This is a genomic window from Nonomuraea sp. NPDC049758 (assembly GCF_040674635.1).
Lineage (GTDB): Bacteria > Actinomycetota > Actinomycetes > Streptosporangiales > Streptosporangiaceae > Nonomuraea.
Genome location: NZ_JBFAMZ010000018.1, coordinates 61,037 through 85,755, shown reverse-complemented (window position 1 = coordinate 85,755; position 24,719 = coordinate 61,037). Strand labels below are relative to the sequence as shown.

25 protein-coding genes and 1 pseudogene are annotated in these 24,719 nt (G+C 70.4%); 9 read left to right on the top strand and 17 right to left on the bottom strand.

Features of this window, described 5'->3' with window-relative positions:
- Positions 1-187 precede the first annotated feature (187 nt).
- Together AB0J46_RS37385 and AB0J46_RS37380 are read right to left on the bottom strand one after the other, a co-directional pair.
- Positions 188-988, bottom strand: a complete 801-nt coding sequence (locus AB0J46_RS37385) for an alpha/beta hydrolase (RefSeq protein WP_364338997.1) — start codon at positions 986-988, stop codon at positions 188-190.
- Positions 985-1,593 carry a PadR family transcriptional regulator gene (locus AB0J46_RS37380; RefSeq protein WP_364338995.1) on the bottom strand — a complete coding sequence of 203 codons (609 nt, stop codon included), beginning with the start codon at positions 1,591-1,593 and terminating at the stop codon, positions 985-987. The genes AB0J46_RS37385 and AB0J46_RS37380 overlap by 4 nt, the downstream gene beginning before the upstream one ends.
- A 229-nt stretch (positions 1,594-1,822) precedes the next feature.
- Here AB0J46_RS37380 and AB0J46_RS37375 point away from each other — a divergent pair, with 229 nt between their 5' ends.
- The 4 genes and pseudogenes from AB0J46_RS37375 to AB0J46_RS37360 all read left to right on the top strand — a co-directional run.
- On the top strand, positions 1,823-2,512 hold the full coding sequence (locus AB0J46_RS37375) for a Pr6Pr family membrane protein (protein WP_364338993.1): 690 nt from the start codon (positions 1,823-1,825) through the stop codon (positions 2,510-2,512).
- Between the two features lie 199 nt (positions 2,513-2,711).
- Positions 2,712-3,878, top strand: coding sequence for a hypothetical protein (locus AB0J46_RS37370; protein ID WP_364338991.1), 1,167 nt, complete (start codon positions 2,712-2,714; stop codon positions 3,876-3,878).
- Positions 3,878-4,411, top strand: a complete 534-nt coding sequence (locus tag AB0J46_RS37365) for a hypothetical protein (RefSeq protein WP_364338989.1) — start codon at positions 3,878-3,880, stop codon at positions 4,409-4,411. Before AB0J46_RS37370 ends, AB0J46_RS37365 begins: the two co-directional genes overlap by 1 nt.
- A gap of 15 nt (positions 4,412-4,426) precedes the next feature.
- Positions 4,427-4,651, top strand: a pseudogene (locus AB0J46_RS37360) (ABC transporter permease subunit); the annotation flags it as partial.
- Positions 4,652-4,794: 143 nt separating this feature from the next.
- Here AB0J46_RS37360 and AB0J46_RS37355 read toward each other — a convergent pair.
- The gene (locus AB0J46_RS37355) at positions 4,795-5,625 is read right to left on the bottom strand and encodes a helix-turn-helix transcriptional regulator (protein ID WP_364338987.1); all 831 of its coding nucleotides are present in this window, start codon (positions 5,623-5,625) and stop codon (positions 4,795-4,797) included.
- A gap of 84 nt (positions 5,626-5,709) precedes the next feature.
- On the opposite strand from AB0J46_RS37355, the gene AB0J46_RS37350 reads away from it, so the two are divergent.
- Positions 5,710-7,164 (top strand): MFS transporter, encoded by a 1,455-nt coding sequence (locus tag AB0J46_RS37350; protein ID WP_364338984.1) that lies wholly within the window; start codon positions 5,710-5,712, stop codon positions 7,162-7,164.
- A 117-nt stretch (positions 7,165-7,281) separates the two neighbouring features.
- On the opposite strand, the gene AB0J46_RS37345 is transcribed toward AB0J46_RS37350, so the two are convergent.
- Positions 7,282-8,214 (bottom strand): LysR family transcriptional regulator, encoded by a 933-nt coding sequence (locus AB0J46_RS37345; RefSeq protein ID WP_364338982.1) that lies wholly within the window; start codon positions 8,212-8,214, stop codon positions 7,282-7,284.
- 123 nt (positions 8,215-8,337) lie between these two features.
- Here AB0J46_RS37345 and AB0J46_RS37340 point away from each other — a divergent pair, with 123 nt between their 5' ends.
- Positions 8,338-9,036 carry an MBL fold metallo-hydrolase gene (locus tag AB0J46_RS37340; protein ID WP_364338980.1) on the top strand — a complete coding sequence of 233 codons (699 nt, stop codon included), beginning with the start codon at positions 8,338-8,340 and terminating at the stop codon, positions 9,034-9,036.
- 237 nt (positions 9,037-9,273) lie between these two features.
- On the opposite strand, the gene AB0J46_RS37335 is transcribed toward AB0J46_RS37340, so the two are convergent.
- From AB0J46_RS37335 to AB0J46_RS37310, 6 genes are all read right to left on the bottom strand, one after another.
- Positions 9,274-9,849: a zinc-binding dehydrogenase gene (locus tag AB0J46_RS37335; protein WP_364338978.1), complete on the bottom strand. Its 576-nt coding sequence runs from the start codon at positions 9,847-9,849 to the stop codon at positions 9,274-9,276.
- 90 nt (positions 9,850-9,939) lie between these two features.
- Positions 9,940-10,590, bottom strand: a complete 651-nt coding sequence (locus AB0J46_RS37330; RefSeq protein WP_364338976.1) for a response regulator transcription factor — start codon at positions 10,588-10,590, stop codon at positions 9,940-9,942.
- Complete coding sequence (locus tag AB0J46_RS37325; protein ID WP_364338974.1) at positions 10,587-10,784, bottom strand: ATP-binding protein; 198 nt, start codon at positions 10,782-10,784, stop codon at positions 10,587-10,589. Before AB0J46_RS37325 ends, AB0J46_RS37330 begins: the two co-directional genes overlap by 4 nt.
- Entirely contained in the window at positions 10,723-11,850 is a 1,128-nt protein-coding gene (locus AB0J46_RS37320; RefSeq protein ID WP_364338972.1) for a histidine kinase, read from the bottom strand. Before AB0J46_RS37320 ends, AB0J46_RS37325 begins: the two co-directional genes overlap by 62 nt.
- 117 nt (positions 11,851-11,967) lie before the next feature.
- Complete coding sequence (locus tag AB0J46_RS37315) at positions 11,968-12,327, bottom strand: hypothetical protein (RefSeq protein ID WP_364338970.1); 360 nt, start codon at positions 12,325-12,327, stop codon at positions 11,968-11,970.
- Positions 12,328-12,565: 238 nt separating this feature from the next.
- Positions 12,566-13,141 carry a TetR family transcriptional regulator gene (locus tag AB0J46_RS37310; RefSeq protein WP_364338968.1) on the bottom strand — a complete coding sequence of 192 codons (576 nt, stop codon included), beginning with the start codon at positions 13,139-13,141 and terminating at the stop codon, positions 12,566-12,568.
- A 95-nt stretch (positions 13,142-13,236) separates the two neighbouring features.
- Between AB0J46_RS37310 and AB0J46_RS37305 the strand changes: the two genes are divergently transcribed.
- A complete protein-coding gene (locus AB0J46_RS37305) occupies positions 13,237-13,458 on the top strand; it encodes a hypothetical protein (protein WP_364338966.1) in 222 nt (73 codons plus the stop codon).
- Positions 13,459-13,562: 104 nt separating this feature from the next.
- On the opposite strand, the gene AB0J46_RS37300 is transcribed toward AB0J46_RS37305, so the two are convergent.
- From AB0J46_RS37300 to AB0J46_RS37275, 6 genes are all read right to left on the bottom strand, one after another.
- On the bottom strand, positions 13,563-14,945 hold the full coding sequence (locus AB0J46_RS37300) for a glycoside hydrolase family 43 protein (protein ID WP_364339309.1): 1,383 nt from the start codon (positions 14,943-14,945) through the stop codon (positions 13,563-13,565).
- 27 nt (positions 14,946-14,972) lie between these two features.
- Complete coding sequence (locus AB0J46_RS37295; protein WP_364338964.1) at positions 14,973-16,550, bottom strand: lectin; 1,578 nt, start codon at positions 16,548-16,550, stop codon at positions 14,973-14,975.
- A 26-nt stretch (positions 16,551-16,576) separates the two neighbouring features.
- Positions 16,577-17,698, bottom strand: a complete 1,122-nt coding sequence (locus AB0J46_RS37290; protein ID WP_364338962.1) for a lectin — start codon at positions 17,696-17,698, stop codon at positions 16,577-16,579.
- A 220-nt stretch (positions 17,699-17,918) separates the two neighbouring features.
- Positions 17,919-19,301, bottom strand: coding sequence for a PHB depolymerase family esterase (locus AB0J46_RS37285; RefSeq protein WP_364338960.1), 1,383 nt, complete (start codon positions 19,299-19,301; stop codon positions 17,919-17,921).
- Positions 19,286-20,617, bottom strand: a complete 1,332-nt coding sequence (locus tag AB0J46_RS37280; RefSeq protein WP_364338958.1) for a PHB depolymerase family esterase — start codon at positions 20,615-20,617, stop codon at positions 19,286-19,288. The genes AB0J46_RS37285 and AB0J46_RS37280 overlap by 16 nt, the downstream gene beginning before the upstream one ends.
- Positions 20,618-20,937: 320 nt before the next feature.
- Positions 20,938-21,990, bottom strand: a complete 1,053-nt coding sequence (locus AB0J46_RS37275) for a hypothetical protein (protein WP_364338956.1) — start codon at positions 21,988-21,990, stop codon at positions 20,938-20,940.
- A 164-nt stretch (positions 21,991-22,154) separates the two neighbouring features.
- Here AB0J46_RS37275 and AB0J46_RS37270 point away from each other — a divergent pair, with 164 nt between their 5' ends.
- On the top strand, positions 22,155-22,820 hold the full coding sequence (locus AB0J46_RS37270; RefSeq protein ID WP_364338954.1) for a response regulator transcription factor: 666 nt from the start codon (positions 22,155-22,157) through the stop codon (positions 22,818-22,820).
- Entirely contained in the window at positions 22,817-23,911 is a 1,095-nt protein-coding gene (locus AB0J46_RS37265) for a HAMP domain-containing sensor histidine kinase (RefSeq protein WP_364338952.1), read from the top strand. Before AB0J46_RS37270 ends, AB0J46_RS37265 begins: the two co-directional genes overlap by 4 nt.
- Positions 23,912-24,136: 225 nt before the next feature.
- Here the strand turns inward: AB0J46_RS37265 and AB0J46_RS37260 are convergent, their stop codons facing one another.
- Positions 24,137-24,643, bottom strand: a complete 507-nt coding sequence (locus AB0J46_RS37260) for a GNAT family N-acetyltransferase (protein ID WP_364338950.1) — start codon at positions 24,641-24,643, stop codon at positions 24,137-24,139.
- Positions 24,644-24,719: the final 76 nt, after the last annotated feature.

Genomic DNA, 24,719 nt, shown 5'->3' with positions numbered 1-24,719 from the left:
CGGCCGGACGGACGGCCGGGTAGCGGTCGTCGTCCAGCGGGTTCAGTTTGGCCTTGCCGGCGACCATGCCTGAGGGGTACTGGGGGCGACCGTACTCCGCCGGGTGGGTGGCCGTCACCTGCCGCCGCCTGTTCTCGGCCGCCAACTCGTCATCACCGCGCAGGCCGCGCGAGGATGGAATGGGTGTTCAGTAGGCCAGGATTTGGCGGAGTTTGTGGGCGAATGCGGTTGGGTGGGTGACGAAGCCTGAATGCCCGCCCGGGACCATGATCGGTTTGACGCCCAGTCGTTCGGCCAGCGCCAGTGCCGTGTCGTGGGGCAGTTGCCCGCGCGACTGCTCACCGACTGCCACCACGACGTGGATCGAGGGGTCCACGACGGGCTTGTACGACATGTACGGCAGTGCCGCATGCCCGAAGAAGAACTCCAGGTTGGTCTGCATCCGGGCGAGCTTGGCCTGCATCTGCGCCATCGCTTCCGGTGACTCCGCGATTCCGCCCGGCGGGTCCGGGTCCCACTTGTCGAAACCGGCGCCGGCCGCGAAGAGCGTCATCGCCGCATCCACCCCACCGCTTCGGTACGCCTCGTCCACCTCGTGGCCCAGCTTCCTGCGGGGATCGTCGGCAGAGAGGAGGGAGATCGCGGGCGGTTCGTGGGTGACCACCGTGCGTACCAGGTCGGGATGGCGGGCGGCGAGTGCGAGGGCGATCAGACCGCCGCTGCTGTTGCCGAAGACGTGCGCCGGTCCACCGCCGGCGGCCTTCAGGACCCAGTGGGCGTCCTCCACCTGCGTCTCCATCGACACGTCCGGAGGCGGGCCGTCAGACCGGCTGCGGGAGATGCCGCGGCAGTCGTAGGAGACCACCGTGTAGCCGTCGGACAGCAGCGGCGTCATCCCGGCGAAGTCCCTGGTGTCGTCGGTGCCGCCTGCGATCAGCAGCAGTAACGGGCCCGAGCCCGTCACTTCGTAGTACAGCTCCTTGCTCATGTCTCTTCCTCCGGTGGTTCGAGGGCGGCCGCGATCGCGCGCCGCCATGGTTCGTCCCAGGTCAGCCGTCCCTGCCGCAGGTCCTCGATCACGCCGCGGACCCACTCCAGTTCGGCGGTGAGCACCGCGCGGCGGTACTCCTCCTCCAGCAGGAACAGCCGTGGCACCTCACCGGAGGACTTCAGCGTCGACTCGACCTCCGCCAGGGCCCCGGCCAGCGCGTGGGCGCGTGTTTCCAGCTCCTTGAGCGCTGTTTCCGGTGGGAGCCCGACCAGTATGGAGATGGCCGCGACGAACTCGGGGAACTCGCCGCCCGTGGTGCGCAGCATCTCGCGCAGCCAGCGTTCGGCGGTTTCGCGCCCCAGGTCGGTGATGGCGTAGACGGTGCGGTCCGGGTGGCTCTCGGTGCTCTCCCGCTGCAGCACCTCCACCAGGCCGAGGCGGGTCAGCCGGTCGATGGTCTGGTAGAGACTCGCCCGGCGCCTGACGTTCACGACGCGGTCCTTGCCGTACAGCTCGATGAGCTTCTGCATGCGGTAGACGTGCATGGGTTCCTCGGTGAGCAACCCCAGCACGATGAGTCCAAGGACGGAACGTTGCGCCATAGTCATACTCTAACTAGTCATATTATGGCTAGCAAGCGTGAAGAGCATTCGGCGGACTGGGGACCCTGGGAGATCGCTTCCCGCGGCAGGAGTGATCGTTTCCGGAACCAGGCTGGGGCGATGGGATGGGTGGCCTCGCAGGAGGCCACCGCGGCCAGGGCCCGATCCTTGCCTGCGGCGTTCCAGCGATCGGCGCATTCCGGGTCGGTACGATGCGCTTCGTGCGACCATGATCCCTGTGATTTGGGTGACGGCGTACCGCTTGATGCTGATAGCGGCTGCCATGGTTGGCCTGATCTATACCTGGATGGGCCTGGGCAGCCCGCTGAACCCGCTCGTGCTCTTCACCGTGCAGAGCAATCTGCTGCTCATGGGGTTCTACACCTGGAAAGTGATCGGCAGATGGCGCCCCTCGGCCGAGTTCAAGGGAGCCGTGACGCTCTACATCGTGATCACTGGGTTGGTCTGGCACTTTCTACGCATGCGTGGAGCGAGCCCCTTTGCACACCTCTCCCTGCACGGCTACGGTCTGGGCAACTTCCTCCTCCACTATGTGACGCCCGTCATGGCTGTGATCGACTGGCTGTTCTTCGACCGGAACGCTCCTCGGCCAAGATGGGCGGCCGCGCTCAGCTGGCTGGTCTACCCGATGGCGTATCTGGCCTTCGCCCTGGTCAGAGGCGCCCTGCTGCCTCCCGGCGCGTGGAAGCGGTATCCCTATCCCTTTCTGGATGTGGACAAGTTCGGGTACGACGGGGTGGCACTCATGGCCCTGGCGCTGGCCGTGTGCTTCGTGCTGCTCGGAGACGGGTTGATCGCCCTGCGCAGCCTGGCCGATCGCGCCGGTCGCAGGCTCCCGATCTTCACCCCTTCGGCTCCCGCCGACACCGCAGACCCTGCCACTCCAGCGAGACGCTGAGACCAGGGGATCCGCGCTTCACCAGCGTCACCCGTAGGCGTGAGCCGGCCAGATGAATCGCTTCCCTGGCTGCACCGACCGCAGAGAGCCTCGTAGGCCGCACCGGTCCGGTATGCGGCTGCGTGCTCAACGGCGCGGCCGTAGACGGCGGCGGCTTCGTGCGGGCCGAGCAGCAGGCTGTGTCCCGGCCGGCTTCGACATGTCGATCTGCCGCGTCCCGTCGATCACCACCGCCGACGACCGGCCGTTCGGCGCGCTGTGCGCCAAGGCGGGCGAGCCGTACGTCATCCCGCGCGACGCCGCCAACACCGCCGGCGGCCTGGAGTTCCTGCGGGCGATGCTGGCCGACGACAGCGCCGCCGGCTTCATCGCCCAGGCCGGCACCCTGTCGGCCAACCGCAGGGCCGAGCTGCACGGGGACGCCAGGCACGGGCTCGTGTCGATCAACGCCGCGCTGGCCGAGGCCGGCGACAACGTCTTCGGGGTCAAGCTCGACACCCGCAACAGCCGCCTGTGGAACGACATCGCCATGGTGATGGGCCGCTTCATGAACGGCGACGTGAAGGCCGCCCAGCTCGCCACGGAGGCCCAGCGCCTCACCGACGCGGCCCGGCGCCGAGGCGGACGATCCATGCGCAACCGGCACCAGAGCCGCATCATCCTCGGATTCCTGGCCGCGCCCGTCCTCCTCTACACGGTGTTCGTGGCCTCGCCCTACGTCCAGGCGTTCTACAGCGCCCTGACCGACTGGCGGGGCCTGTCGGCCGAGCTCGGCTTCGTCGGGCTCGGCAACTTCGCCGAACTGGCCGGCGACCCGGTGTTCTGGAAGGCCCTCGGCAACAACGTGATCCTCCTGGTGACGCTGCCACTCGTCACCATCCGGGCTGGCGTTGTTCCTGGCCTTCCAGCTCAACGTCGCGGCCGGCCCCCGCGGCAGGGAGTCGATCGCGATCATCGGCGTGTTGTGGATGAACGTCTACAACCCCATCAACGGCCTGCTCAACGGCGCGCTGCGGGCCGTCGGCCTCGGCGGGGTGCAGCCGTCGTGGCTCGGCGACGAACGGCCGGCCTTCTGGGCCGTGCTCGCCGTACTGGTCTGGAACGGCGTCGGATCTGGGAGAACATCAGGACGGCCGCCGTCTACCTGGGGATCGCCGCCCTTGACGCCATCGCCGTCGTGCAGATCATGACCGGCGGCGGGCCGAACGACTCCACCCAGGTCGGCTCGTTCTACCTCCACCAGAACGCGTTCTCCTACGGCCGGTTCGGCTACGCCTCGGCGATGGGCGTCGTGCTCTTCGGCGTCACCCTGGCCCGGTCCGCGTTCACGCTTTCCGCGACCCGCCGAGAGAGGATCGAATTCTGATGGCCATCGCCACGCATGACCGGGTGAGCGGGCGGACGGCCGCGAGCCCGCGCGGGTCGCGGCCTGGGCGGCGCGGTTCCGTCGGCCCGACGGTCGCCGTCGCGCAGGCGTTCCTCGTCCTGTGGGCCGTGGTGTCGATCCTGCCGCTGGTCTGGGCGGTCGTCAGCGCCTTCAAGTCCGATCCCGAGATCGTCGCGGACGCGCGGTCGCTGCCCGGAGCCCTGCGCTGGGAGAACTTCGCCCGCGCCTGGGCGACCGCATCGATCGGGACGTACTTCGGCAACACGGTCGTCGTGGTCGGCGGCGGCGTCGCGCTGACGCTGCTGCTGTCGGCCATGGGCGCCTACATCTTCGCCCGCTTCGAGTTCCGGCTGAAGAACGCCCTGTACTACTTCTTCATCGCCGGGATGACCTTTCCCGTCTTCATGGCGCTGGTCCCGCTGTTCTTCGTCGTCCAGAACCTCGGGCTCGGCAAGTCGCTGCCGTTCTCGATGTTCTTCCTGGTGGCCTTCTTCCGGACGCTGCCCGAGTAGGTCGCCGAGGCCGCCAAGCTCGACGGGTGCGGCGAGGCGCGCATCTTCTTCCGGGTCATGTTGCCGCCGGCCCGGCCGGGGCTCATCAGCGTCGGGATCTTCAACTTCATCGGCCAGTGGAACCAGTACCTGATCCCCCTGGTCCTGGTCAGCGACGACGACAAGTTCGTCCCGAGAAGGCACTCTCACTCGTGGGAGGGAGACCGGGAACAGGGGCCGCGTCCTGGGGGGCGGCAATGAGAGCACACGTACGACCGGCGCGCGCTGGAAGGTGACGACCTGAGCGGCCCGGCAGACCAGACCTGCCAGCCAGAGGAGCGTTGAGGCGGGCGCAGCAACCTTGACGAGCCGCCGATGCGCCCGTCTCCGTCACCGCGCCCGTCTCAGACGGGCGCGGTGGCGGAGCGCAGCCAGGCGAGCTTGTCCGCGGTGTCGGTGCGGGACAGCGGGTTGTACAGCACCATGGTCAGGTCGGGTCTGGCGGGCAGTCTCAGCTGGCTGCTCTCGAAGGTCAGCGTGCCCACGACGGGATGGTCGACCTCGTTGATCCAGATTCCCGCTGCCTGGACGTCCTGTCGTGCCCACAGCCGGGCGAACTCGGGACTGGTCGCGTCCAGTGCGCGGACCACGTCGTGGATGTCGTGATCGCGGGGCTGCTCAGCCGCCGTGGCGCGGAAGGCCGCCACCACGGTCGGCGCCAGGTCCTGCCAGGCCCGCTCCCGGCGTCGGTACCGCGGGTCGTGGAAGAAGCCCACCAGGCAGTTGCGCTCGGCCTGCGCCATGTCCAGCGCGAGCCTGGCCGACTCGTTCCAGGCCACGTGGTTCCAGGAGGCGTCCAGCATGGTCGCCGGCTTGGGGTCCCAGGCTTCGATCAGTCGTTGCAGTCCCTCGCAGTAGGCGTGCGGGTGCCCGGCCGGAGGCGGCGGGTTGAGCCCGGCCAGCGTGTACAGGTGCCGCCGTTCGACCTCGTCCAGTTGCAGGACCCGGGCCACGGCGTCCAGCACCTGCGCGGAGACGTTGATGTCGCGTCCCTGCTCCAGCCACTGGTACCACCCCGGGCTCACCCCGGCCAGCACCGCGACCTCCTCACGGCGCAGCCCCGGCGTGCGGCGGCGCCCGCCCGCCGGCAGGCCGGCGGAGGCGGGGCTGACGCGGGCGCGTCTGCTCACCAGGAAGTCACGCAGGTCCCGGCGACGTTCCTCTCCCGGCCTCACCGCGCACCGCTTCGACTGGTGGTGCCACCACCGGTGTCACCACGCTCTCCCCGCGCAGACCGGTGATGGCCGAGCGTGGACGCCATGACGATCGACCCCTTGTCCAGGGACGCCGAGGCCGGTGCCGGAACCTCCTCCGGGGAGCACGGCGCTCGGTTCACCACGCGTGCCAAACTCATCCTCGCCATCCTGTGTGCCGCACAATTCATCATTTCTTTGGATTTTTCGATTCTAAATGTGGCCTTGCCCGATCTCGGCAGGGAGCTGGGGATGGAACAGGCCGACCTGCAATGGGCGATCACGGCGTTCGCGCTGCCCTCGGGCGGATGCCTGTTGCTGTTCGGCCGCATGGCAGACCTGTACGGCAGGCGCAGGCTTTTCCTGGGCGGCGTCCTGCTGTTCACCGTGGCCTCCGTGGTGGCCGCCCTCGCGTGGAACCCGGGGGTGTTCGTCGCGGGGCGGGTCCTGCAGGGGCTGGGGGCCGCCGCCGTCATTCCCACCGGCATGTCGCTGCTGACGACGACCTTTGCCGAAGGAACGCAGCGCAACCGGGCGCTCGGCGCCAGCGGGTCGGTGCTATCGCTCGGATTCACCGTCGGCATGCTGGTCGGCGGCACCATGACCGACACGCTGGGGTGGCGTTCGACGATGGCGCTGCTGGCCGTCGCGGGCGGCGTCCTCGCCGTGGCGGCGCCCGGACTGCTGACCGAGAGCCGGGGCGCCCGCTCTCCCCGGCTGGATCTGCCCGGAGCCGCCACAGTCAGCGGCGGCCTGGTCTGCCTCATCCTTGCCCTGTCGGCGGTGGGAGCGGTGAGAGTGGTGGCCGTGGCGGCGGCCGTACTGTTGCTGGGCGGGTTCGTGGTCATCGAGTCGCGAGCCGCGCAGCCGCTGGTTTCGCTGACGATGTTGCGCAGGCCCACGGTCGCCTTCGGCAGCCTGGGCGGCCTGATCACCTTCTCCATGATGAGCTCGTTCATCTTCCTGCTGACTCTCTACCTGCAGGACGTCGTGGCGCTGTCACCCCTGTGGACAGGTCTGTTCTTCGGCGGCCAGGGCGTCGTCCTGGCCGTGACGGGCATGGTCTCCTCCTCGGTGATCCGGGTGCTGGGCGCGGGGCGGACGCTGGTCGCGGGGCTGGCCCTGCAGGGCGTCTGCACCGCCGCGATGACCGTGACCGAGGGTGCCTGGCCGGCCTTGGCCGTGATCTGCCTGGCCTCCGTGGGGCACATGTCGGTCGTGGTCTCCTACGGCGTCACCGTGACGTCCGGGCTTCCCGACACGGCTCAAGGGGTCGCGACCGGGCTGGTGACTAGCGCCCAGCAGATCGGCATCACCGTCGGCACCCCGATCCTCAGCGCCATCTGCATGGCGCAGGTGTCCGCGCTCCAGGCCGCCGGTCAGGCCGCGGCCCCGGCTCTGCTGAGCGGTGTCCGGCTGGCCGCCGCCGTGGACGCCGGCGTGGTGCTGGCCGTCTCGTTCCTGATCGGGTACGCCCTGCTCCGCCCCCCCTCCCGCCGGCCACGAAGGACGCACGCGTGAACGGACCGCGGCCCCCTCCGGCGGCAGCGGATGACGGCCCAACCCGCGGACGCCGCACGCCTGTCTCGTCTCACCGGCGAACTGCCGGCCGGAGTCCGGCCATAGAGGCGGGCGACCCTACGGGAGAGCACGGTCGGCGTCGGGGATCCAGTGCCGCCCGTCCGACGGGTCCGGCGGGCGCACGCGTGGAAGTTGGCCGAGCAGCGTACGGAGCAGCGGGTGCGGGTTGCGGCGGTGCCAGACCACCCACCACGGCAGGAGGGGGATCGGGTCCACGATGGGGATGCGGCGCAGCCCGCCCCCCGTCGCGCCGATGCTCCACTCCCCCAGGCCGACGGCGCTCTTCTCGCGCAGGAACTGCTGGACCAGGTGCCCCTGGCCGATGGCGGGCTCGGTGAAGCGCAAGGGGACGCCGAGACGGTCGGCGAGGCGTCTCAGGTAGGCGCGCCATTCGGCGGCGCCCGCCGGGTCGGGCATCGCGATGCCGCCCGCCCGCAGGTCGGCGGGCCGCAGCTCCCTCAGGTGCGCGAGCGCGTGATCCTCCGGGACGAACGCGGCCAGGGGCTCCAGGTGGACCAGCCGCTGGGCCAGCTCTTCCGGCCACGGCAGGTCGCGCGCCCGTCCGAAGGCCGCGTCGATCTCCTGGCGGCGCAGCGCCGGCAGCGCCACCGCGAGCCCCTGCCGCATGCTCACCTCCACGCGCAGCCGCGGGTCGCGCTCGCTCGCCTCCCTGACCATGCGCAGGGGCGTGAAGCGCTCGTCGTAGACGTCCACGCGGACGGGGCTGTCCACCACGCGCACCGCCCCCACGGCCTCGTCGAACGCCGCCACCGCCGCCACGGCCAAGGGCAGGAACCGTCTTCCGGCGGCGGTCAGCTCGATGGACCGGGTGCTCCGTTCGAACAGCGGCGTGCCGAGGGCGTCCTCCAGCCTGCGGACGCGTTTCGACAACGCCTGCTGGGTGATGAACATGCCCGCGGCGGCCCTGCCGAAGTGCAGTTCTTCGGCGGTCGCGATGAAGGCGCGTACGCCGGAAACGTCTGCTTCCACGCCCAGACCCTGCATCGACAACCATCGGTTGTCAATCCGCGGTCCCCTGGCTGTTGGACAGTGCCGCCGGTGGACCGGTTACCTGTTTCCCTGACATCCGTGCTGATGAGAGGGGGTCCCGCGATGGAGGTCGTGGAGGTCGACCGGCGCCTGCACCTGCTGCGGCTGACGTTCGGGCAGGCGTACCTGTGGAACGACGACGGCGCGCTCACCCTGGTGGACACCGGCATCGCCACCTCGGCCGGGGAGATCGCCGAGGCGATCGGCCGGCTCGGGCTGCGCACCGACGCCGTACGGCGGGTCGTCCTCACCCACTACCACGAGGACCACTGCGGCGGCGCGGCGGACGTGACGGCGTGGGGCGAGGTCACGGTGATGGCCCATCGCCTGGAGGCCCCGGTGATCCGAGGGGACGTGCCCGCCCCGCCGCCGAACTTCACCGACGAGGAGCGGGCCCTGCATCGCAGTCTGGGCGCCCACCTGCTGCCGCCCGCGCCGCCGTGCCGGGTGGACCGCGAGCTTGATGACGGCGACGTGATCGCCTTCGGGGGCGGGGCCCGCGTGATCGCCACCCCCGGGCACACCGCCGGCAGCATCGCCCTGCACCTGCCGGAGCACGGAGTCCTCTTCACGGGCGACACCGTGGCGCACGTGTCCGGGCTGGTCATGCCGGGAGTGTTCAACATGGACCGTGACGAGATGCTCCGCTCGTTCCGGCGGCTGGCCGAACTGGACGTCCGGACGGCCTGCGTGGGCCACGGCGACCCCGTCACTGACGCCGGCGACGCCCTCCGGAAGGCAGCCGCCGACATCCCCGCCTGACCCGCTGCTCAGGCGTTCTCAGCCGTCCTCTTCGAGGCGTACCAGCCAGGCCGTCGGCGAGGCGTCGAGCGCAGGCTCATCGTGGACACCGATCCGCGGGCAGCGAGCGCGATCTTGGCGGTCACCGTTCGCCCTTCGGGTCGGTCCAGTCGAAGCAGAGGGCTCCGGGCGGTGCGCCGCCGTCCCGCAGGCGTGCGTAGGTGGATTCCGCGTCCATGGGAGACACCCGTTCGGAGATCATTCCGGCGGTGCGGAACGTGCCGGAGGCGAGGCGGCGGAAGTACAGGTCGGCCACCGCGTCGCGGTTGAGCGGGCCGGCTGACGGGTCGTCGGAGACGAGGGCGGCGTGCGCCCCGAGGATGTCAGCGAGTTGCTGACCACGCCGGGGCCGAGCATCTGCCGGGACGGCGTGGGCGTGTCGCCGAGCAGGACGACACGGCCCAGCGTACGGGCCAGCCGTACCGCCTGGGAGAGCACGGCGGGGTTGCCGGTGACGTCGAAGACCACCTCGGCGAGCCGGCCGCCGGTCAGGTCGGCGACGGCGGCGCGGGCGTCGGCCGCGGTGACCGCGAGCAGGTCGCTCGCGCCGCTCGTCCGTGCCAGGCCGAGCCGCCTGGCATCGGTGTCGACGGCGATGACGCGGGAGGCTCCATGCGCGACCGCGTACTGGACGACCAGCTGCCCCACCGGGCCGAGCCCGAGGACCACGACGGTCTCGCCCAGGGCGATCGCGGCTCTGGCGGTGCCCGCCGCCGCCGTGACGACGAGGGGCGCTGCGCACGTTGCGTTCGGCACGTTCGTGCGCGGCATCATGAGTACCGGGGTGGAGAAATGACACCGGCGGCCGTACTCGCCGTCTCAAGACGAGGTGTCGTGGCGGCTTCCGCGCGCGGGGCGGCGGGGCTACGGGCGCTCGGGCGTCCCCAGCAGGCCGCGGTTGTACGCCTCCGCCACCGCGGACGCGCGGTCGTTGACGTCGAGCTTCGCGTAGATGTTGAGTAAGTGCGTCTTGACCGTGGCCTCGGTGATGAAGAGCCGGACGGCGGCCTTGCGGTTGCTGTGGCCGGCCGCGACCAGCCGTAGCACCTCCAGTTCGCGCTGGCTCAACGGCCCGGCCGAAGGGGCCGGGGTGCGGAGCCGGCTCACCAGGCGGGCGGCCACCGACGGCGAGAGCGCGACCTCGCCGCGCGCGGCCGAGCGTACGGCACGGACGAGTTCCTCGCGCGGCGCGTCCTTGAGCAGGTAGCCGGTGGCGCCCGCCTCGATCGCGGGCAGCACGTGGCTGTCGGTGTCGTACGTCGTCAGCACCAGCACCCGGGCCGGCACGCCGCGCCTGGCCAGCTCGCCGATCGCGGTGACGCCGTCCATGCCCGGCATCCGCAGGTCCATCAGGATCACGTCCGGCACGAGGGCCTCGGCCAGCCGGACGGCCTCGGCCCCGTCCGACGCCTCCCCCACCACGACGAACTCGGGATCGCGGGCGAACATGCTGCTCAGCCCGTCACGCACGACGGGGTGGTCGTCGACCACGAGCAGCCTGATGGCGTCACTCATGTGCCTGCCTCCGGCGTGTCCGCGGGCAGACAGGCCGAGATCCCGGTCCCGCCGCCCACCTCTGATTCGATTCGCAACGCGCCCGACAGCGCCTCGATCCGCTGCCGCATCGCCACCAGCCCGAAGCCCCCGTCATGACCGGCGCGCACGTCCGGGTCGAAGCCGGGGCCGTCGTCGCGGACGTCGAGCACCACCTGCCGATCCGTGTAGGAGGGTGAGGCCGACACGGGTGGCGGTGGACGCGTGCTTGAAGACGTTGGCCAGCGCCTCCTGGGCGACCCGTAACAGGGCGACCTCGGCCTGCGGCGGCATCGTCCGGGTCTCGCCGGTGACGGCCACCTGGACCGGAAGGCCGTGGCGTGCCGACCACTTGGCGGCGACCTCGGTGACGGCGTCGGCCAGACGGCCGGACTCCAGGGGTTCGGGGCGCAGCTCGTCCACCGAGCGCCGCGCCTCGGTGAGGCTCTCCCTGGCCAGCGCGGTCGCCGCCGCGTGGTGCCGCCGCCACGCGGCCGGGTCGTCGGCCGCCTGCTCGGCCGCCTGCAACTGCGTGACGATGCCGGTCAGGCCCTGGGCCAGGATGTCGTGGATCTCCCGCGCCATCCGGGCCCGCTCGTCCAGGACGCCGGTCTCGTGAGCCTGCTCGACCAGCCGTTCCTGGAGTGCCGCGTTCTCGGCCAGGGCCGCGGCCAGCCGGGCGTTGGCCTCCCTGCTCTCGCGCAGCGCCGTCTCCCGTGCCGCGTAGTAGCGTGCGCCGACCTCGCCGAGCCAGGCCATCAGGCACATCGGCACGACGTTGACGGCCAGGACTCCCAGATACTCCAGCAGGCCCATCCAGGTGCCGACGTCGAGACCGGCCGACTGCGCCGTGCCCGCCACCACCGCGACGCCCGCGATGAAGTACAGCTCACGCGGCCAGCCGATGATCCGGAAGGCGTAGAAGTACAGCGCGGGCGTGTAGACGCCGAACCACGGATCGCGTACGACCATGACCAGCCCGAACAGGATCAGGCCCGCGATGAACACGCTCATCACGCCGACTCGCCCGCGCCACTGCGGGTGCAGCGTGAAGAGCACGAGCTTCCACACCGCGGCTGCCGCGCAGAGCGCGAGGTCGAGGGCGAGCGAGCCCGGCTGGTCGTGCTTGACGACGATCGTCAGCGCGGCCATGACGGCCAGCAGCACGTACGGGACCACGGTGACCATGGGAAGGAGCCGTCGCTCCCAGCCCGCCGGCGCGGCCATCTGCCAATTGTCCATCGCTCACCTGCTCCCAGAACAATCTAGCCGCCGCCGTCGAGACTCCCGCACCGCTGGAAGCGCCGCCCGGCGCCCTCGGGTCGGCGCGCTCCAGCGCCGCCTCGTCGGTCGGCGCGCTCAGCGCCGGTCCGCCGGCCGCCGGTTGAGCCGGACGACCACGGGCAGCAGGAGCAGGCCGCAGACACCCTGCTCCAGCTTGAACCAGAGCGGGAACAGACCGGGCAGCGCGATGATCACCACGATCGCGACCAGCATGATCGAGGTGACGATCCGCAGCCGCAGCAACATCTTCCGCTCACCTCTGGCCGCCCGTACCGCGAACAACCAGGTGACCAGCGAGGCGACGGCGACGAGCGAGCCGCGGATCCACACCGAGTCGGGGACCATCGCCGCGTCGTTCCGGAACACGACCATCGTGACCAGCGTCAGCACGCTGACCAGGACGTACCCTCTGACCAGCCACACCACATTGCGCATCTCGACCATCTCCGTCCTTGGTGCTCACCGACGGGATCCAGCGTCGCAACGGAGGCGCCCCGCGCGGATCGCCCGATCCTCCGAGTGGGCGGTGGATTCGGGTGACCGTTCAGGTGGTGGAGCCGATCAACCGATCGGTGGAGCACGCCCTCACGAGCGCCCCGGCCCGGGACGGCCGCCCCGGGCACGAGGACGGTGAGCGCTCACCATGCGGGCAAGGTCTGCTTCTGGAGTGGCGTCATGCGACGATCTTGGCGACCAGGCGGACGAGGGTGTCGCGAGCGTCGTCCGCGCCGTCCGGCCCCATGATCATGTGAACGAGCTGCGGCGTGGCGTACCACCATCCGGCCAGGGCGATCACGGCGTGGAGCAGTTCGCCCGGCGCGAAGTCCGCGTTCAGGGCGCCCGCCTTCTGGGCGGCGGCGAGCGCTGCCAGCTTGGAGGCGTAGTGGGCGCCGCGCTGCTCCCCCGCCACGACGGGACCGGTGGCGCGGTGCAGCCCCTCCCAGTGCAGCAGGCGGATGAACTGCGGATGTTCGCGGTGGTAGTCGTACACGCGGCCGGCGTACTCCGGCAGGTCGCCGGCCAGCTCCTCGTCCAGCGGCACGGCCTCGGCGAGCTGTTTCAGCGCCCAGGTCAGCACGGCGGCGAACAGTTGTTCCTTGTTGCCGAAGTACTGGTAGATGCGCTCCTTGTTGACGCCCGCGGCGGCGGCGACCCGATCCAGCCGGGCCGCCTCGGGGCCGTGGTCGGCGAACTCCCGCACCGCCGCGTCCAGCAGGAGCTGCCGCGTTCTCTCCGTGTTCCAGGCCATGGCCGAATCATAGCCGGAAATCCAACTGGACAGTTGGAGTCTGGCGTGCCAATATCCAACCAGAGAGTTGGAAGTGCGTCTCGAAAGGCTTGATCATGACTCCCGTTCCCTCCGTTCACCAGCGCGCCGCGATCACCTGGCTGTCGGTCTACTCGATGATCATGCTGGTCCAGGCCGTGATGGGACCGGTCCTCGCGCCGCTGCCGCTTCCGCTGCGCACCCTGGTGCTCACCGGAATCGTGGTTCCCGCCGTGGTGTACGCCCTCGTCCCCGGCCTCCTGCGCGTCCGCACCCGCTTCCACCGGCGCCCCCGCTGACGCCGGAAGATCGGGTGTCAGTCGCACGGGAACCGCCACCCCCTCTCACCGGCGGGGCAGGAGGCGGGTGGCGGTGACACCGGTGACGCGCGGGAGAGGCGACGTCAGCTGAACTGCCACCAGTTCACGTTGAACAGGTAGCCGCTGCCGCCGGTGAACTTCAGGTACAGGTCGCGGGTGCCGGTCGCGCCGCTGACCGGACACGACACGGTGGTCCAGGTCTGCCAGCCGCCCGTGCCCGGCACGGTGCACGTCCCGGCCGACGGGCCGTTGACGCCGTCCAGGCGCAGTTCGAGCCTGCCGCCGCTCGACGCCGAGGCGACCCGCGCGGTGAAGGTCCTGGCGCCGGCGCCGAACGCGACGCCCTTGACCTTGACGTAGTCGCCGTTCTCGATCCAGCCGACGTTCATCCCGCCTTCGCTGGAGGGCTCGGTCTCGACCCCGGACTCCCAGGCGATCGTCTCGGCCTCCTGGCGGACGTACGGGTTGAGGGTGCCCACCTGGGGCGCCCCGGACGCGGTCATGTTGATCGTCGGAATCGTGCCGCCGGCGCCGTAGGCGAACTTCTCCACGGCCACCGAACGGGTGAAGCCGCCGCCGCCCGGCAGCGCGCCGTTGTGGTAGAAGAAGTACGAGCCGCCCTGGTAGTCGACGATGCCCGCGTGGTTGGTGAAGCTGCCGCCCTGGGTGGGCATGATCGTCCCTCGGTAGGTCCAGGGTCCGGTGGGGCCGGGGGCCGTGGAGTAGGCGATGAACTCCGAGCAGCACTTGGCCGCGAACACGAGGTAGTACAGGCCGTTCCGCTTGTAGACCCAGGGCCCCTCCTCGAACAGCGTCGGGCGGTTGGCGTCACCCGTCCTGGTGCCGAATCCCGCCGTGGTGAGCGGGATCTGCGTCGCGCTTCCCGAGTACGAGGTCATGTCGGCGTTCAGCTTCACGTACCACAGGTGCGGATTGCCCCAGTAGAGGTAGGCCTGCCCGTCGTCGTCGATGAAGACCGTCGGGTCGATCTCGCCGTTCTCGATCAGCGGCCGTCCGAGTGCGTCCCTGAACGGCCCGGTCGGACTGTCGGAGACGGCCACCCCGATGGCCATCCGGCCGGTCGCCCGGTTGGTCGTGGGCACGTACCAGTAGAACAGGCCGTTCCGGTAGATGGTCTGCCCCGCCCAGGCGTCGGACTTCGCCCAGCTGAAGGTGGTCAGGCTCAGCGGGGATCCGTGGTCGGTCCAGTTCACCATGTCGGCGGAGGACCAGACCCGCCACTCCTTCATGGTGAACCAGGTCGAGCCGTCCTCGTCATGGCCGGTGTAGACGTACACCCGTCCGTTGTGCACCAGCGGCGCCGGATCGGCGGTGTAGACGGTCTGGATGATCGGGTTGTCCGCCCTTGCCGGGTGGGCGGGCAGGAACGCCACGAGGCCGAGCAGGACCAGCACCCAGACGATTCCGCGTCCGGCTCTTGTGGTGGCCGGCAACCGTAATGCCATTCTCACGATCGCTCCCGGGATGACGGGTCAGTTACGGGTCCAGCGCTGGTTGGCGCCGCCGTTGCACGACCAGATGGTCAGCTTGGTGCCGTTGGCGGTGGCGTTGTTCGGCACGTCCAGGCACTTGTTCGCACCGACGGCGGTGATGGAGCCGTCGGCGTTGAAGCGCCACTGCTGATTGCTCTGGCCGTTGCAGTCCCAGATGATGACGTTGGTGCCGTCGGCGGTTCCACCGTCGTACACGTCCAGGCACTTGCCGCCGTAGACGCGCAGTTCGCCGCTCGCGGTGGGCGTCCACTGCTGGTTGGCCTGGCCGTGGCAGTCCCAGATCTGCGCCTGCGAGCCGTTGGCCTGCGAGGCGCCGGCGACGTCGAGGCACCTTCCCGAGCCCACTCCCTTGATCGCGACCGCGGTGGGCGGGACGATGCCGCCTCCCGTCACGACATACATGGCCGCCCCGTGCCCGGGGACCGGCGCACTGATCGTCCCCGGCGAGGAGGACGTCGCGTGCGCCCACAGGTCACGCACGGAGTAGGAGGACGCCGAGCCCAGCCCCAGGGCCGCGGCGGTGGTGGAGACGGTCGCGGTCGAGGTGCCCCGGTTGAGCAGGACGACCGCGACCGAGCCGTCCTTCATCGGCTTGCGCCAGACCTCCAGGTTGCCGTTGTCGCTGATCTTGTGGCCCTGCCGGCCACCCCAGTCCTGGTTGACCGCGATGACCTCGGTGTTGGTGAGGATGGTGCGCGTGTCGGCGCTCATCGTGCGGAGGTCGTTGCCGGCGATGAGGGGCGCGTTCAGCAGCGACCACAGGCTGAAGTGCGCGCGCCCCTCGGTGCCCGTCACCGAACCGACGCCGACCTCCAGCATGTCCGGGTCGTTCCAGCCCCCCGGGCCCGAGTACGACTCCAGCCCGACCTGCTGGTCCAGGATGCCCATGATGGAATTCCAGTTGGCCGCGATGTCGCCGGTGTCACGCCAGGAGTTGCCCACCGGCGCCCCCCAGGTCCACACGTTCTCCTGACCCCAGTTGCACAGGCTGTACACGATCGGGCGGCCGGTGGCGGCCAGCGCGTCCCGCATGGCCGTGTACCGCTGCTGCCCGTTCATGCCACGGTGGTCGCCGCAGTTGTCGTATTTCAGATAGTCGATCCCCCACGACGCCCACAGGGCCGCGTCCCGCCGCTCGTAGCCCAGACTGGCCGGGTAGCCCGCGCACGTCGTGGTGCCCGCCGAGGAGTAGATGCCGAGCTTGAGCCCCTTGGAGTGCACGTAGTCGGCCAGGGCCTTGATGCCGTTGGGGAACTTCTGCGGATCCGGCACCAGGTCGCCGCTCGCGTTCCGGCTCTTGGTGGACCAGCAGTCGTCGATGTTGACGTAGGTGTAGCCCGCCGCCGCCATGCCACTGGAGACCATGGCGTCGGCCGTCTGGCGGATGAGGCCGTCGTTGACGTTGCAGCCGAAGCTGTTCCAGTCGTTCCAGCCCATCTGCGGGGTACGGGCGAGGCCGTTCTCCAGCGCGACGGCCGGGGACGTGACAACGCCGATCGCGACGAGGGAGCCGGCCGCCAGTAACACGGCCGTCGTCAGGCCGAGAATTGTCCGCATTTCGCTTCTCCACCTCCTGGGTGTCGTCATGAGCCGGCGCGGGTCCAGCGCTGGTTGGCGGCGCCGCTGCAGGACCAGATCTGGAGCTTGACGCCGTTGGCGGTGCTGTTGCTCGGCACGTCCAGGCACTTGTTCGCACCGACGGCGGTGATGGAGCCGTCGGCGTTGAAGCGCCACTGCTGATTGCTCTGGCCGCTGCAGTCCCAGATGATCACGCCGGCGCCGTCGGCGGTGCTCCGGTTGGCCACGTCCAGGCACTTGCCGCCGTACACGCGCAGCTCACCGGCGCTGGTCGGCGTCCAGCGCTGGTTGCTCTGGCCGTTGCAGTCCCAGATCTGCGCCTGCGCGCCGTTCGCCTGCGACACGCCGGTGACATCCAGGCAACGGCCCGAGCCCACGCCTTTGATCTCCGTCCCGCCGGAGGGTTCGCCCTGCGGCTGGCCGATGCTGCCGGGGACCGATTGCAGCGCCGCGTACCAGGCGGCGGCCATCTTGTCGTAGCCGCCGGCGGTCGGGTGGACGCCGTCGATCAGGTCCGAGGTGGTCAACCTGCTGTGCATGTCGACCAGGTGGACGTGCTTGCCACTGTTCACCTTGCTCTGGACGATGCCGGGGATCGCCGCGTTGAAGGTGCGGGCGGCGGACTCCTGTCCGGCGTTGGACAGCGGGATGACGGTCGCGACGAAGACGTCCGCGTCCGGCACGGCCGCGGTGATGTGGTCGATCAGCGTGGACAGCCGTTGCGGAGCGCCGGCCACGTTGTAGTTCTGCAGGATGTCGTTGGTGCCCAGGTGCAGCAGCAGCGTGCGCGGCGTGTACGTACGCAGCCAGCCGGTGAGGTTCGCGTCGATCTGGTCGATCCGCCAGCCTGGGTGGCCCTCGTGATCATGATCGCCCAGGCCGGCGGGCCCGTTGAACTGTGAACCGACGAGGTCGACCGTGTAGCGGCCCCCGGCCAGGCGCTGCCACAGGCCGATCCGGTAGCCGCCCGGCACCTGCGTGCCCTCGGTGATCGAGTCGCCGAGGGGCATGACCCGTACCCCGCCGTTGGTCTCGGCTCCGGCGACCCCCGTCCCCATCGCCGTGCCGACCGCCAGTACCGTCGCCACCGTCAGCACGGCGGCCCGCCATCGCCTCCAGGTACGCATGCTCACCCCTTCACGACCGGCCGCGACCCGGGCGCGTCGGCCGATGACGCCCGCGCTGACGCGTCGCGCGCCCTTGAGGCATGCGGGCCGCGCATCGACCCCGCTGCTGGTTGGGACATCAGGACCTCCTGTGATCACGTTCGCTGTCGCAGACATCGCGCCGGTGTCCGACGCCCGGCCGGGGCCCGCCGGACGGCGTGATCCGGCGGCGCCACCGGCCTCAGGTGCGGGTCCAGCGTTGGTTGGAGCCGCCGTTGCAGCTCCAGATCTGGAGCTTGACGCCGTTGGCGGTGCTGTTGCTCGGCACGTCCAGGCACTTGTTCGCACCGACGGCGGTGATGGAGCCGTCGGCGTTGAAGCGCCACTGCTGGTTGCTCTGGCCGCTGCAGTCCCAGATGATCACGCCGCTGCCGTCGGCGGTGGCGCGGTTGGCGACGTCCAGGCACTTGCCGCCGTACACGCGCAGCTCACCGGAGGCGGTGGACGTCCACTGCTGGTTGGGCTGCCCGTGGCAGTCCCAGATCTGCGCCTGGGCGCCGTTGGCCTGGGAGGCGCCCGCGACGTCGAGACACCTGCCCGACCCGGCGTTCCTGACCTGGCCGCCGGGCGCCGGGCCGGGCGAGGTGCCGTCGAGTCCGAGGAAGGAGAGGGCGTGGGGGAACATGCCCGTCAACGGCAGGGAGTGGCCGTCCCCCGCGAAGCTGAGCCCCTCGACCCGCGGCTGGGCTCCGGTGCCGCCGTACCGGGTGCGGGTGACGCCCGAGCGCGGGCTGTCGGTGTACGCAGGGGTCTGGCTCACCCCGTTCAGGCCGGACCACTGCTTGATCTCCTCACCGAAGTTGGCGTAGGCCAGTGTGGTGTCGACGGTGCCGTGCCAGAGCTGCATGCGCGGGTAGGCGCCGGTGTAGCCGGGGAACATGGCGCGGGCCTGGTCGCCCCACTGCTGGGCGGTCTTGACGATCCGGCCGCCGGAGCACTCGCTGTTCCACAAGGATCCGTTGGTAGTGGCGAAGCATCCGGCCGGGACGCCGGAGAACGCCGCGGCGGCCGAGAACACGTCGGGGTACTGCGCGGCGAGTACGTTGGTCATCATCGCGCCCGAGGAGAAGCCGCTGACCACGATCTTGGCGGGGTCGACATTGTGGCGCTGCCGGGCATAGCTGACCATCGACATGATCCCGGTGGAGTCCCCGCCGCCGTCACGTGTCAGCGCGGCCGGAGTGGACACGTCGAAGCACTGGCCGCTGCGGGTGGCCTCCGGGACCACGATGATGTATCCGTACTGGTCGGCGGCGGTGACGTAGTCGTGCCCGACGCCGTTGAACACCCCGGCGGCCGAGCCGGTGCAGTAGTGCACCATGATCAGCAGCGCCGGCCTCGCCGCCACCCGATCCGGGACATAGATGTACATGTTCAGGTTGGTCGGGTTGTTGCCGAAGCCGGTTACCCGGGTCAGCGACGCGGCCGCGGCGGGTCTGACGCCCAGCAGCACCGCGGCGGCCATCAGGAGGACGGCGGCGGCCGCGAGTGCGGCACGCGATGCCCGGGTCGTCGCGGGGCCGCGGTCGGCGCGGCGGGCCAGGGGCATCACGTCCAGGTCCACTTCTGGTTGGTGCCGCCGTGGCAGGTGTAGAGCTGGAGGCCGGTGCCGTTGCCGGTGCCTGCGCCGACGGCGTCGAGGCACAGCCCGGACTGCATCCCCGTGAGGGTGCCGTCGGGGTTCAGGCGCCACTTCTGGTTGTCGCCGCCCCAGCAGGAGTAGATCTGGATCTTGGCGCCGTTTCCGGTACCTCCGGCGTCCAGGCATTTGTTGCCGTACACCCTGAGCTCTCCGGCCGAGGTCCGCGTCCACTGCTGGTTGGTGCGGCCGTTGCAGTCCCACAGCTGTACGGCGGTGCCGTCGGCGGTGCCGGCGTTGGGCACGTCCACGCAGCGGCCGGAGGCCACTCCCCTGATCTGACCTGCGGGTGGTGGAGTCGGCGTCGTGGTGGACGAGCCGCCGTCCAGGCCGAAGAAGCGGACGGCGAGCGCCGCCATCCCCGGGTGGGGCAGGTCGTGTCCGGCGCCGGTGACGGTGTACGCCTCGACCTGCCCGGATCCGAACACCCGCCGGGTCCAGCCGGGCTGCGGGCTGTCGGTGGAGGTCGGGGTCTGGCTCAGGCCGTGGACGTCGGTCCACTGGTCGACCTGCTCCTGCAACATCGTGTACGGCAGGACGGAGTCGGCGGTGCCGTGCCAGGCCATCACGCGCGGCCGGGGCCCGGTGTAGCCGGGGTAGGCGTTCCTGGCCAGGTCGCCCCACTGCCGCGGCGTCTTGTCCCCGCATCCGGCGGGCCCCAGACAGCCGTAGGGGACGCCCGAGAACGGCGCTCCCGCCTTGAACACGTCGGGGTAGGTGGCGAGCAGGTTGCCGGTCTCCATCGCCCCTGAGGAGAAACCGGTCGCGAACACCCGGTCCGGGTCGCCGCCGTAGCGTTGCAGCACGTAGTTCGTCATGGAGACGATCGACACCGGGTCGCTGCCGCCGCCGTGCCGCAGGGCCTCGTTCGACCACACGTCGAAGCAGTTCGACAGGCCGTTGGCGCTCTTGTTCGCCTGCGGGTAGATGACGATGAAGCCGTACCGGTCGGCCAGCGAGGCGAACTCGGTGCCCTGGTGGAAGCCGGGAGCCCAGCCGTTGCAGCCGTGCATCGCCACCAGGACGCCCGGCCTGGCCGCCACCCTGTCGGGGACGTAGAGGTACATCCGCAGCCCGCCCGGGTTGGCCCCGAAGCTCGTCACCTCGGTCAGGACCGCCGCCGACGCCTGCGGCGCGCCCACCAGCAGCATGGACAGACCGGTGACCGCCGCCGTGATCACAGCCGCCAGAGCGGCTCCGATGCCCGCGCGCCTTGTCCTGCGCGATTCGCCTGGCTTCATGCATCCACCTCTCGTGTGTTAGCGCTAACAAAGCGCTAACCGGTCGAGCTCTTCTGGCCGATGGAAGGGACGGAGGGAGCAAATACGAGCCGGAAAGGCGCTGTCAAGAACGCCATGGCGCGCGGCGGCCGGAGGAGGCGGCCGCCGAGCGCGCTCACCTTGACTTATCGAGGCGGGCCGGCGAGAGCGTCGCCATGAAACTTTCATCAGCCTCCCGCGACCGCAGCTGACGAAACTCTCCGGCCACCAAGTTGCACGTCGTACCTGCGCAATCGAGACGAACGGCACGGGTGGGGCCGGAAGCGCCCTGGCCGGCGCTGTCAGGCGCAGTCCACGGGAGGTGACGAGGGCAGGGAGATCGGCTGCTGCCGCCGGTACGCCTCCAGGTCGACGAGGTTCCCGTTGATCGCGTTGCGTCTCTGCAGCTCCGCCCAGTACGCCGGATCGAGGAAGATCGCGGGATTCCACAGCGGCCGCGTCAGGTCCTTCAGCTGCCCCAGGTACAGGACGGCGTCGGCCAGCTTCCCCAGCGGGAAGCCGCACAGCCGGGGCGCGTCCATGAACTGTCCCGCGTCGGCCGACGCCAGCCAGTTGCCGGAGCACGCGATCACGGTACGCCGTGGGCAGGCCGCCAGGCGGGGATGGCTGCCGGCCACGATCACGTACACGCGCCGGCCGGTCTGCTCCTCGATCAGCGGAACCGCGTGGTCGGCGTTCTGGCCTCGCTCCGGCGAGTGCGTCACGTGCCCGCTGCCGTAGCAGATCAACGCCCGGCGGTTCCTGGCGAGCACCTCCCGCCGCACCAGGGACGCCATGTGGGTGTCACGCTGGGCGAGGAAGCCGTCCACCTGGTCCTGGGTGGTGATGCGGGACCAGTCGATGGGCGGGTCCCCGAGGAGCACCCGGATCCTCCGCGCGGCGGGCAGCGTCCAGTTGACGGCGCGGACCGTACGGAAGAACTGCTCACGGATCGGCTGGTCGCCGGTGCCCCCGGGCGATTGCGTGGTGTTCCGCCAGACCTGCCGCAACACGTGGTCCTCGACAGCCGCGCCGGCGACGAACCGGTCGATGACCGGCTGGTAGAGCGCGTTGCCGAATTCGACGACGATGTCGTCGACCACGTCCGGCAGCCGCGGGTCCGTGAGCAGCATCTGCTGCGCGTCACCGTGTTCCTGCTGGCCGTGCGACTCGCCGACGGCGACGAGCCGGTGGTGTTCGAAGGCCGACAGGACGGCCTGCGTGAGGCCCCGTGCGAACACCTCGCCCGTGCCCTTCGAGCCGGCCGTCGAGCTGGTCGTCAGCAGTCCGCCGGCGGCCGTACCGGCCCCGGTGACGGCGAGGAACCTGCGCCGGGTCAACCGCGGATCTGTCACGTCTCGTCCTTTCCGAAGGGGAATCACGGACGGTTGTACGGCACGGCCGGTGTCGGCCGGGTGTCAGCCGCTGACACCCACCCGACACCCGATCCCTGGCATCGTGTCCAGTGACCGGACGCGGTGGACGGAACGGCGCCACCGCCGGGGTGAGGAGGACGGTCGTGCGAGTGCTGGTCGTCGAGGACTTCGAGGTTCTGGCGCGGGCGATCGGGACCGGGTTGCGGCGCGAGGGCATGGCGGTGGACGTCGTCCTCGACGGCGACGACGCTCTGGCCCGCCTGGCCGCCACCCGGTACGACGTGGTGGTGCTGGACCGCGATCTGCCGGGCACGCCCGGCGACGAGGTGTGCCGCGCGATCGCCGCCGGTGACGCGGGGTCGCGGGTGCTGATGCTCACCGCCGCGGGCACCGTACGGGACAGGGTCGAGGGTCTGGGGCTGGGCGCGGACGACTACCTGCCCAAGCCGTTCGACTTCGCCGAACTCGTGGCCCGCGTGCGCGCGCTGGGACGCCGCTCGGCGCCCGCCGTGCCGCCGATCCTCCGGGCGGAGGACCTGATCCTGGACCCGAGCAGGCGGGTGGCCTTTCGCGGCGGGCGGCGCCTGGAGCTGACCCCGAAGGAGTTCGCGCTGCTGGAGTGCCTGCTCGCCGCCGGTGACCGGGTCGTGTCCACGGAGGAGCTGCTGGAACGGGTCTGGGACGAGGCCGCTGACCCGTTCACCACGGCCGTCAAGACGACCGTGCGCCGGTTACGGGCCAAACTCGGCGAACCACCGGTGATCGGCACCGTCCGTGAGGGCGGCTACCGCATCGGGGTCCCGCGATGAACCTGACGGTGACCGGCCGCGCTCGGCGCCACTTGCGACGGCCGTCCCTCCGCGCGCAGCTCACGACGCTGTACGCCGGACTGGTTCTGGCCGTCGTCGTCCCGATGATGCTGGTCGCCGGATTCCTGTTCGGCAGGGACCAGGTCCGCCTCCGGGCCGGGGACGCCGCTCCACCGCCCGACAGCTCCGCCCAGCAGGTCGACACCGTGCTCACGGTCACCGGGATCGTCGTCGTGGTCCTGACCGTGCTGGCCGCGTGGTGGCTGGCCGGGCGCTTCCTCCGCCCGCTGCGCGCCATGACCGTGACCGCCCGGGAGATCTCGGCCACCAACCTCAACCGTCGGCTCGGCCTGCGCGGCCCGGACGACGAGCTGACCAGGCTGGGGCGTACGCTCGACGACCTGTTCGAGCGGCTGGACTCCTCGTTCGCGGCGCAGCGCCACTTCGTGGCCAACGCCTCGCATGAGCTGCGCACCCCGCTGGCCGGTCAGCGCGCCGTGCTCCAGGTAGCGCTCGCCGACCCCGAGGCGGGTGAGGCGAGCTTGCGGGCCGCGTGCGAGGAGGCACTCGCCCTCGGAGTGCGGCAGGAACGCCTGATCGGCGCTCTCCTCACGCTGGCCGAAGGAGAGAAGGGCATCGAGCACCGGGAGCCGGTCGACCTGGCCGAGGTCACCGAGCAGGTGGTGTCGTCGCGCCGCTCGGAGGCCGCCGGGCGAACGGTCACGGTTCGTACGTCGCTGGACCCCGCGCCCGTCAGCGGTGACCCCGATCTGATCGCCAGCATGATCGGCAATCTGGTCGACAACGCGCTCCACCACAACGTTCCCGGCGGACACGTCACCATCGCCACCGGCCTCACCGGCGACGGCGCCCGCCTGACGATCGGCAACACCGGCCCGCCCATCCGGCCGCAGGACCTGCGGCGGCTCTTCCAGCCGTTCCAGCGGCTCGGCGCCCCACGCACCCACACGACCGACGGTCACGGGCTGGGCCTGGCGATCGTCCGGGCCGTCGCCCAGGCGCACGGCGCACGGCTGACGGCCCTTCCACGCGCCGATGGCGGCTTGGACGTGACGATACTGTTCGGCTGATCCCGGTTCGGGGCGGCGGTCGATCGGCGCCGGCAGTCCCAGCAGACAGGCCCGTGCCTGCCGAGGCGGCTCCACCCGCGCAAACCGGCCAGCCACCCGCCCGAACAGCACATCCAGCCCCGTGACCCACTCCTGCAGATTCGTCCTGCGTGTCGATGACCCCGGCTGACGAGAGGCGTTCTTGGGCTACGTCAAGGCTCGGCAGGCGGTGGAGCGCGGCGTGCATCAACTTCCGGGATTTCCTCTTCGAGGATCATGCACGTCACTGGATGCTTCGGTGTGCTCCGTTCGCAGACGGAGCTCCAGGACGTCCTCCCTGCCGAAGACCTGCCCGGTGGGAACGAACCCGGCAGAGGTGTAGAGCGCCCTGGCCGCGATGTTGTCGCCACGCACTCCCAACCGCAGCACCGGTACGTCGAACGCGTCCCGCACGTGGGCGATGACCTGTTGGAGGGCGGCTCGGCCCAGCCCCTTCCCCTGGTGATCCTTGTCGATCATCAAGCGATAGAGCCAGATCTGGCCGTCATCGGGATCGGGGCCGTACATCGCGAAGCCCACGGCGCGCTCGTCGTGCATCACCGCGCGGGTCACGAAGCCCGGCAAGAACCGGCTCTCCGCAATCGAGTACAGGTTCGACGCGATGAGATCAGCCTGGTCGTCAGCCACCCTCAGCTCGGCCACCGCTTCCCAGGTCTCCCGGCACAGGTCGTCAAGGCGCACACGAATCGACATGGGTCCTCTCTATCGGATCATTGCGCGGACCGTCATGCGAATATCACCGCGATCAGGCACGGGTGACCATGGCGCG

Coding starts and splice junctions, on each gene's coding strand:
- AB0J46_RS37385 (WP_364338997.1), bottom strand. CDS start 988: ATGAGCAAGGAGCTGTACTACGAAGTGACGGGCTCGGGCCCGTTACTG.
- AB0J46_RS37380 (WP_364338995.1), bottom strand. CDS start 1,593: ATGGCGCAACGTTCCGTCCTTGGACTCATCGTGCTGGGGTTGCTCACC.
- AB0J46_RS37375 (WP_364338993.1), top strand. CDS start 1,823: ATGATCCCTGTGATTTGGGTGACGGCGTACCGCTTGATGCTGATAGCG.
- AB0J46_RS37370 (WP_364338991.1), top strand. CDS start 2,712: ATGTCGATCTGCCGCGTCCCGTCGATCACCACCGCCGACGACCGGCCG.
- AB0J46_RS37365 (WP_364338989.1), top strand. CDS start 3,878: ATGGCCATCGCCACGCATGACCGGGTGAGCGGGCGGACGGCCGCGAGC.
- AB0J46_RS37350 (WP_364338984.1), top strand. CDS start 5,710: ATGACGATCGACCCCTTGTCCAGGGACGCCGAGGCCGGTGCCGGAACC.
- AB0J46_RS37340 (WP_364338980.1), top strand. CDS start 8,338: ATGGAGGTCGTGGAGGTCGACCGGCGCCTGCACCTGCTGCGGCTGACG.
- AB0J46_RS37335 (WP_364338978.1), bottom strand. CDS start 9,849: ATGATGCCGCGCACGAACGTGCCGAACGCAACGTGCGCAGCGCCCCTC.
- AB0J46_RS37330 (WP_364338976.1), bottom strand. CDS start 10,590: ATGAGTGACGCCATCAGGCTGCTCGTGGTCGACGACCACCCCGTCGTG.
- AB0J46_RS37320 (WP_364338972.1), bottom strand. CDS start 11,850: ATGGACAATTGGCAGATGGCCGCGCCGGCGGGCTGGGAGCGACGGCTC.
- AB0J46_RS37315 (WP_364338970.1), bottom strand. CDS start 12,327: ATGCGCAATGTGGTGTGGCTGGTCAGAGGGTACGTCCTGGTCAGCGTG.
- AB0J46_RS37310 (WP_364338968.1), bottom strand. CDS start 13,141: ATGGCCTGGAACACGGAGAGAACGCGGCAGCTCCTGCTGGACGCGGCG.
- AB0J46_RS37305 (WP_364338966.1), top strand. CDS start 13,237: ATGACTCCCGTTCCCTCCGTTCACCAGCGCGCCGCGATCACCTGGCTG.
- AB0J46_RS37300 (WP_364339309.1), bottom strand. CDS start 14,945: ATGGCATTACGGTTGCCGGCCACCACAAGAGCCGGACGCGGAATCGTC.
- AB0J46_RS37295 (WP_364338964.1), bottom strand. CDS start 16,550: ATGCGGACAATTCTCGGCCTGACGACGGCCGTGTTACTGGCGGCCGGC.
- AB0J46_RS37290 (WP_364338962.1), bottom strand. CDS start 17,698: ATGCGTACCTGGAGGCGATGGCGGGCCGCCGTGCTGACGGTGGCGACG.
- AB0J46_RS37280 (WP_364338958.1), bottom strand. CDS start 20,617: ATGAAGCCAGGCGAATCGCGCAGGACAAGGCGCGCGGGCATCGGAGCC.
- AB0J46_RS37265 (WP_364338952.1), top strand. CDS start 22,817: ATGAACCTGACGGTGACCGGCCGCGCTCGGCGCCACTTGCGACGGCCG.
- AB0J46_RS37260 (WP_364338950.1), bottom strand. CDS start 24,643: ATGTCGATTCGTGTGCGCCTTGACGACCTGTGCCGGGAGACCTGGGAA.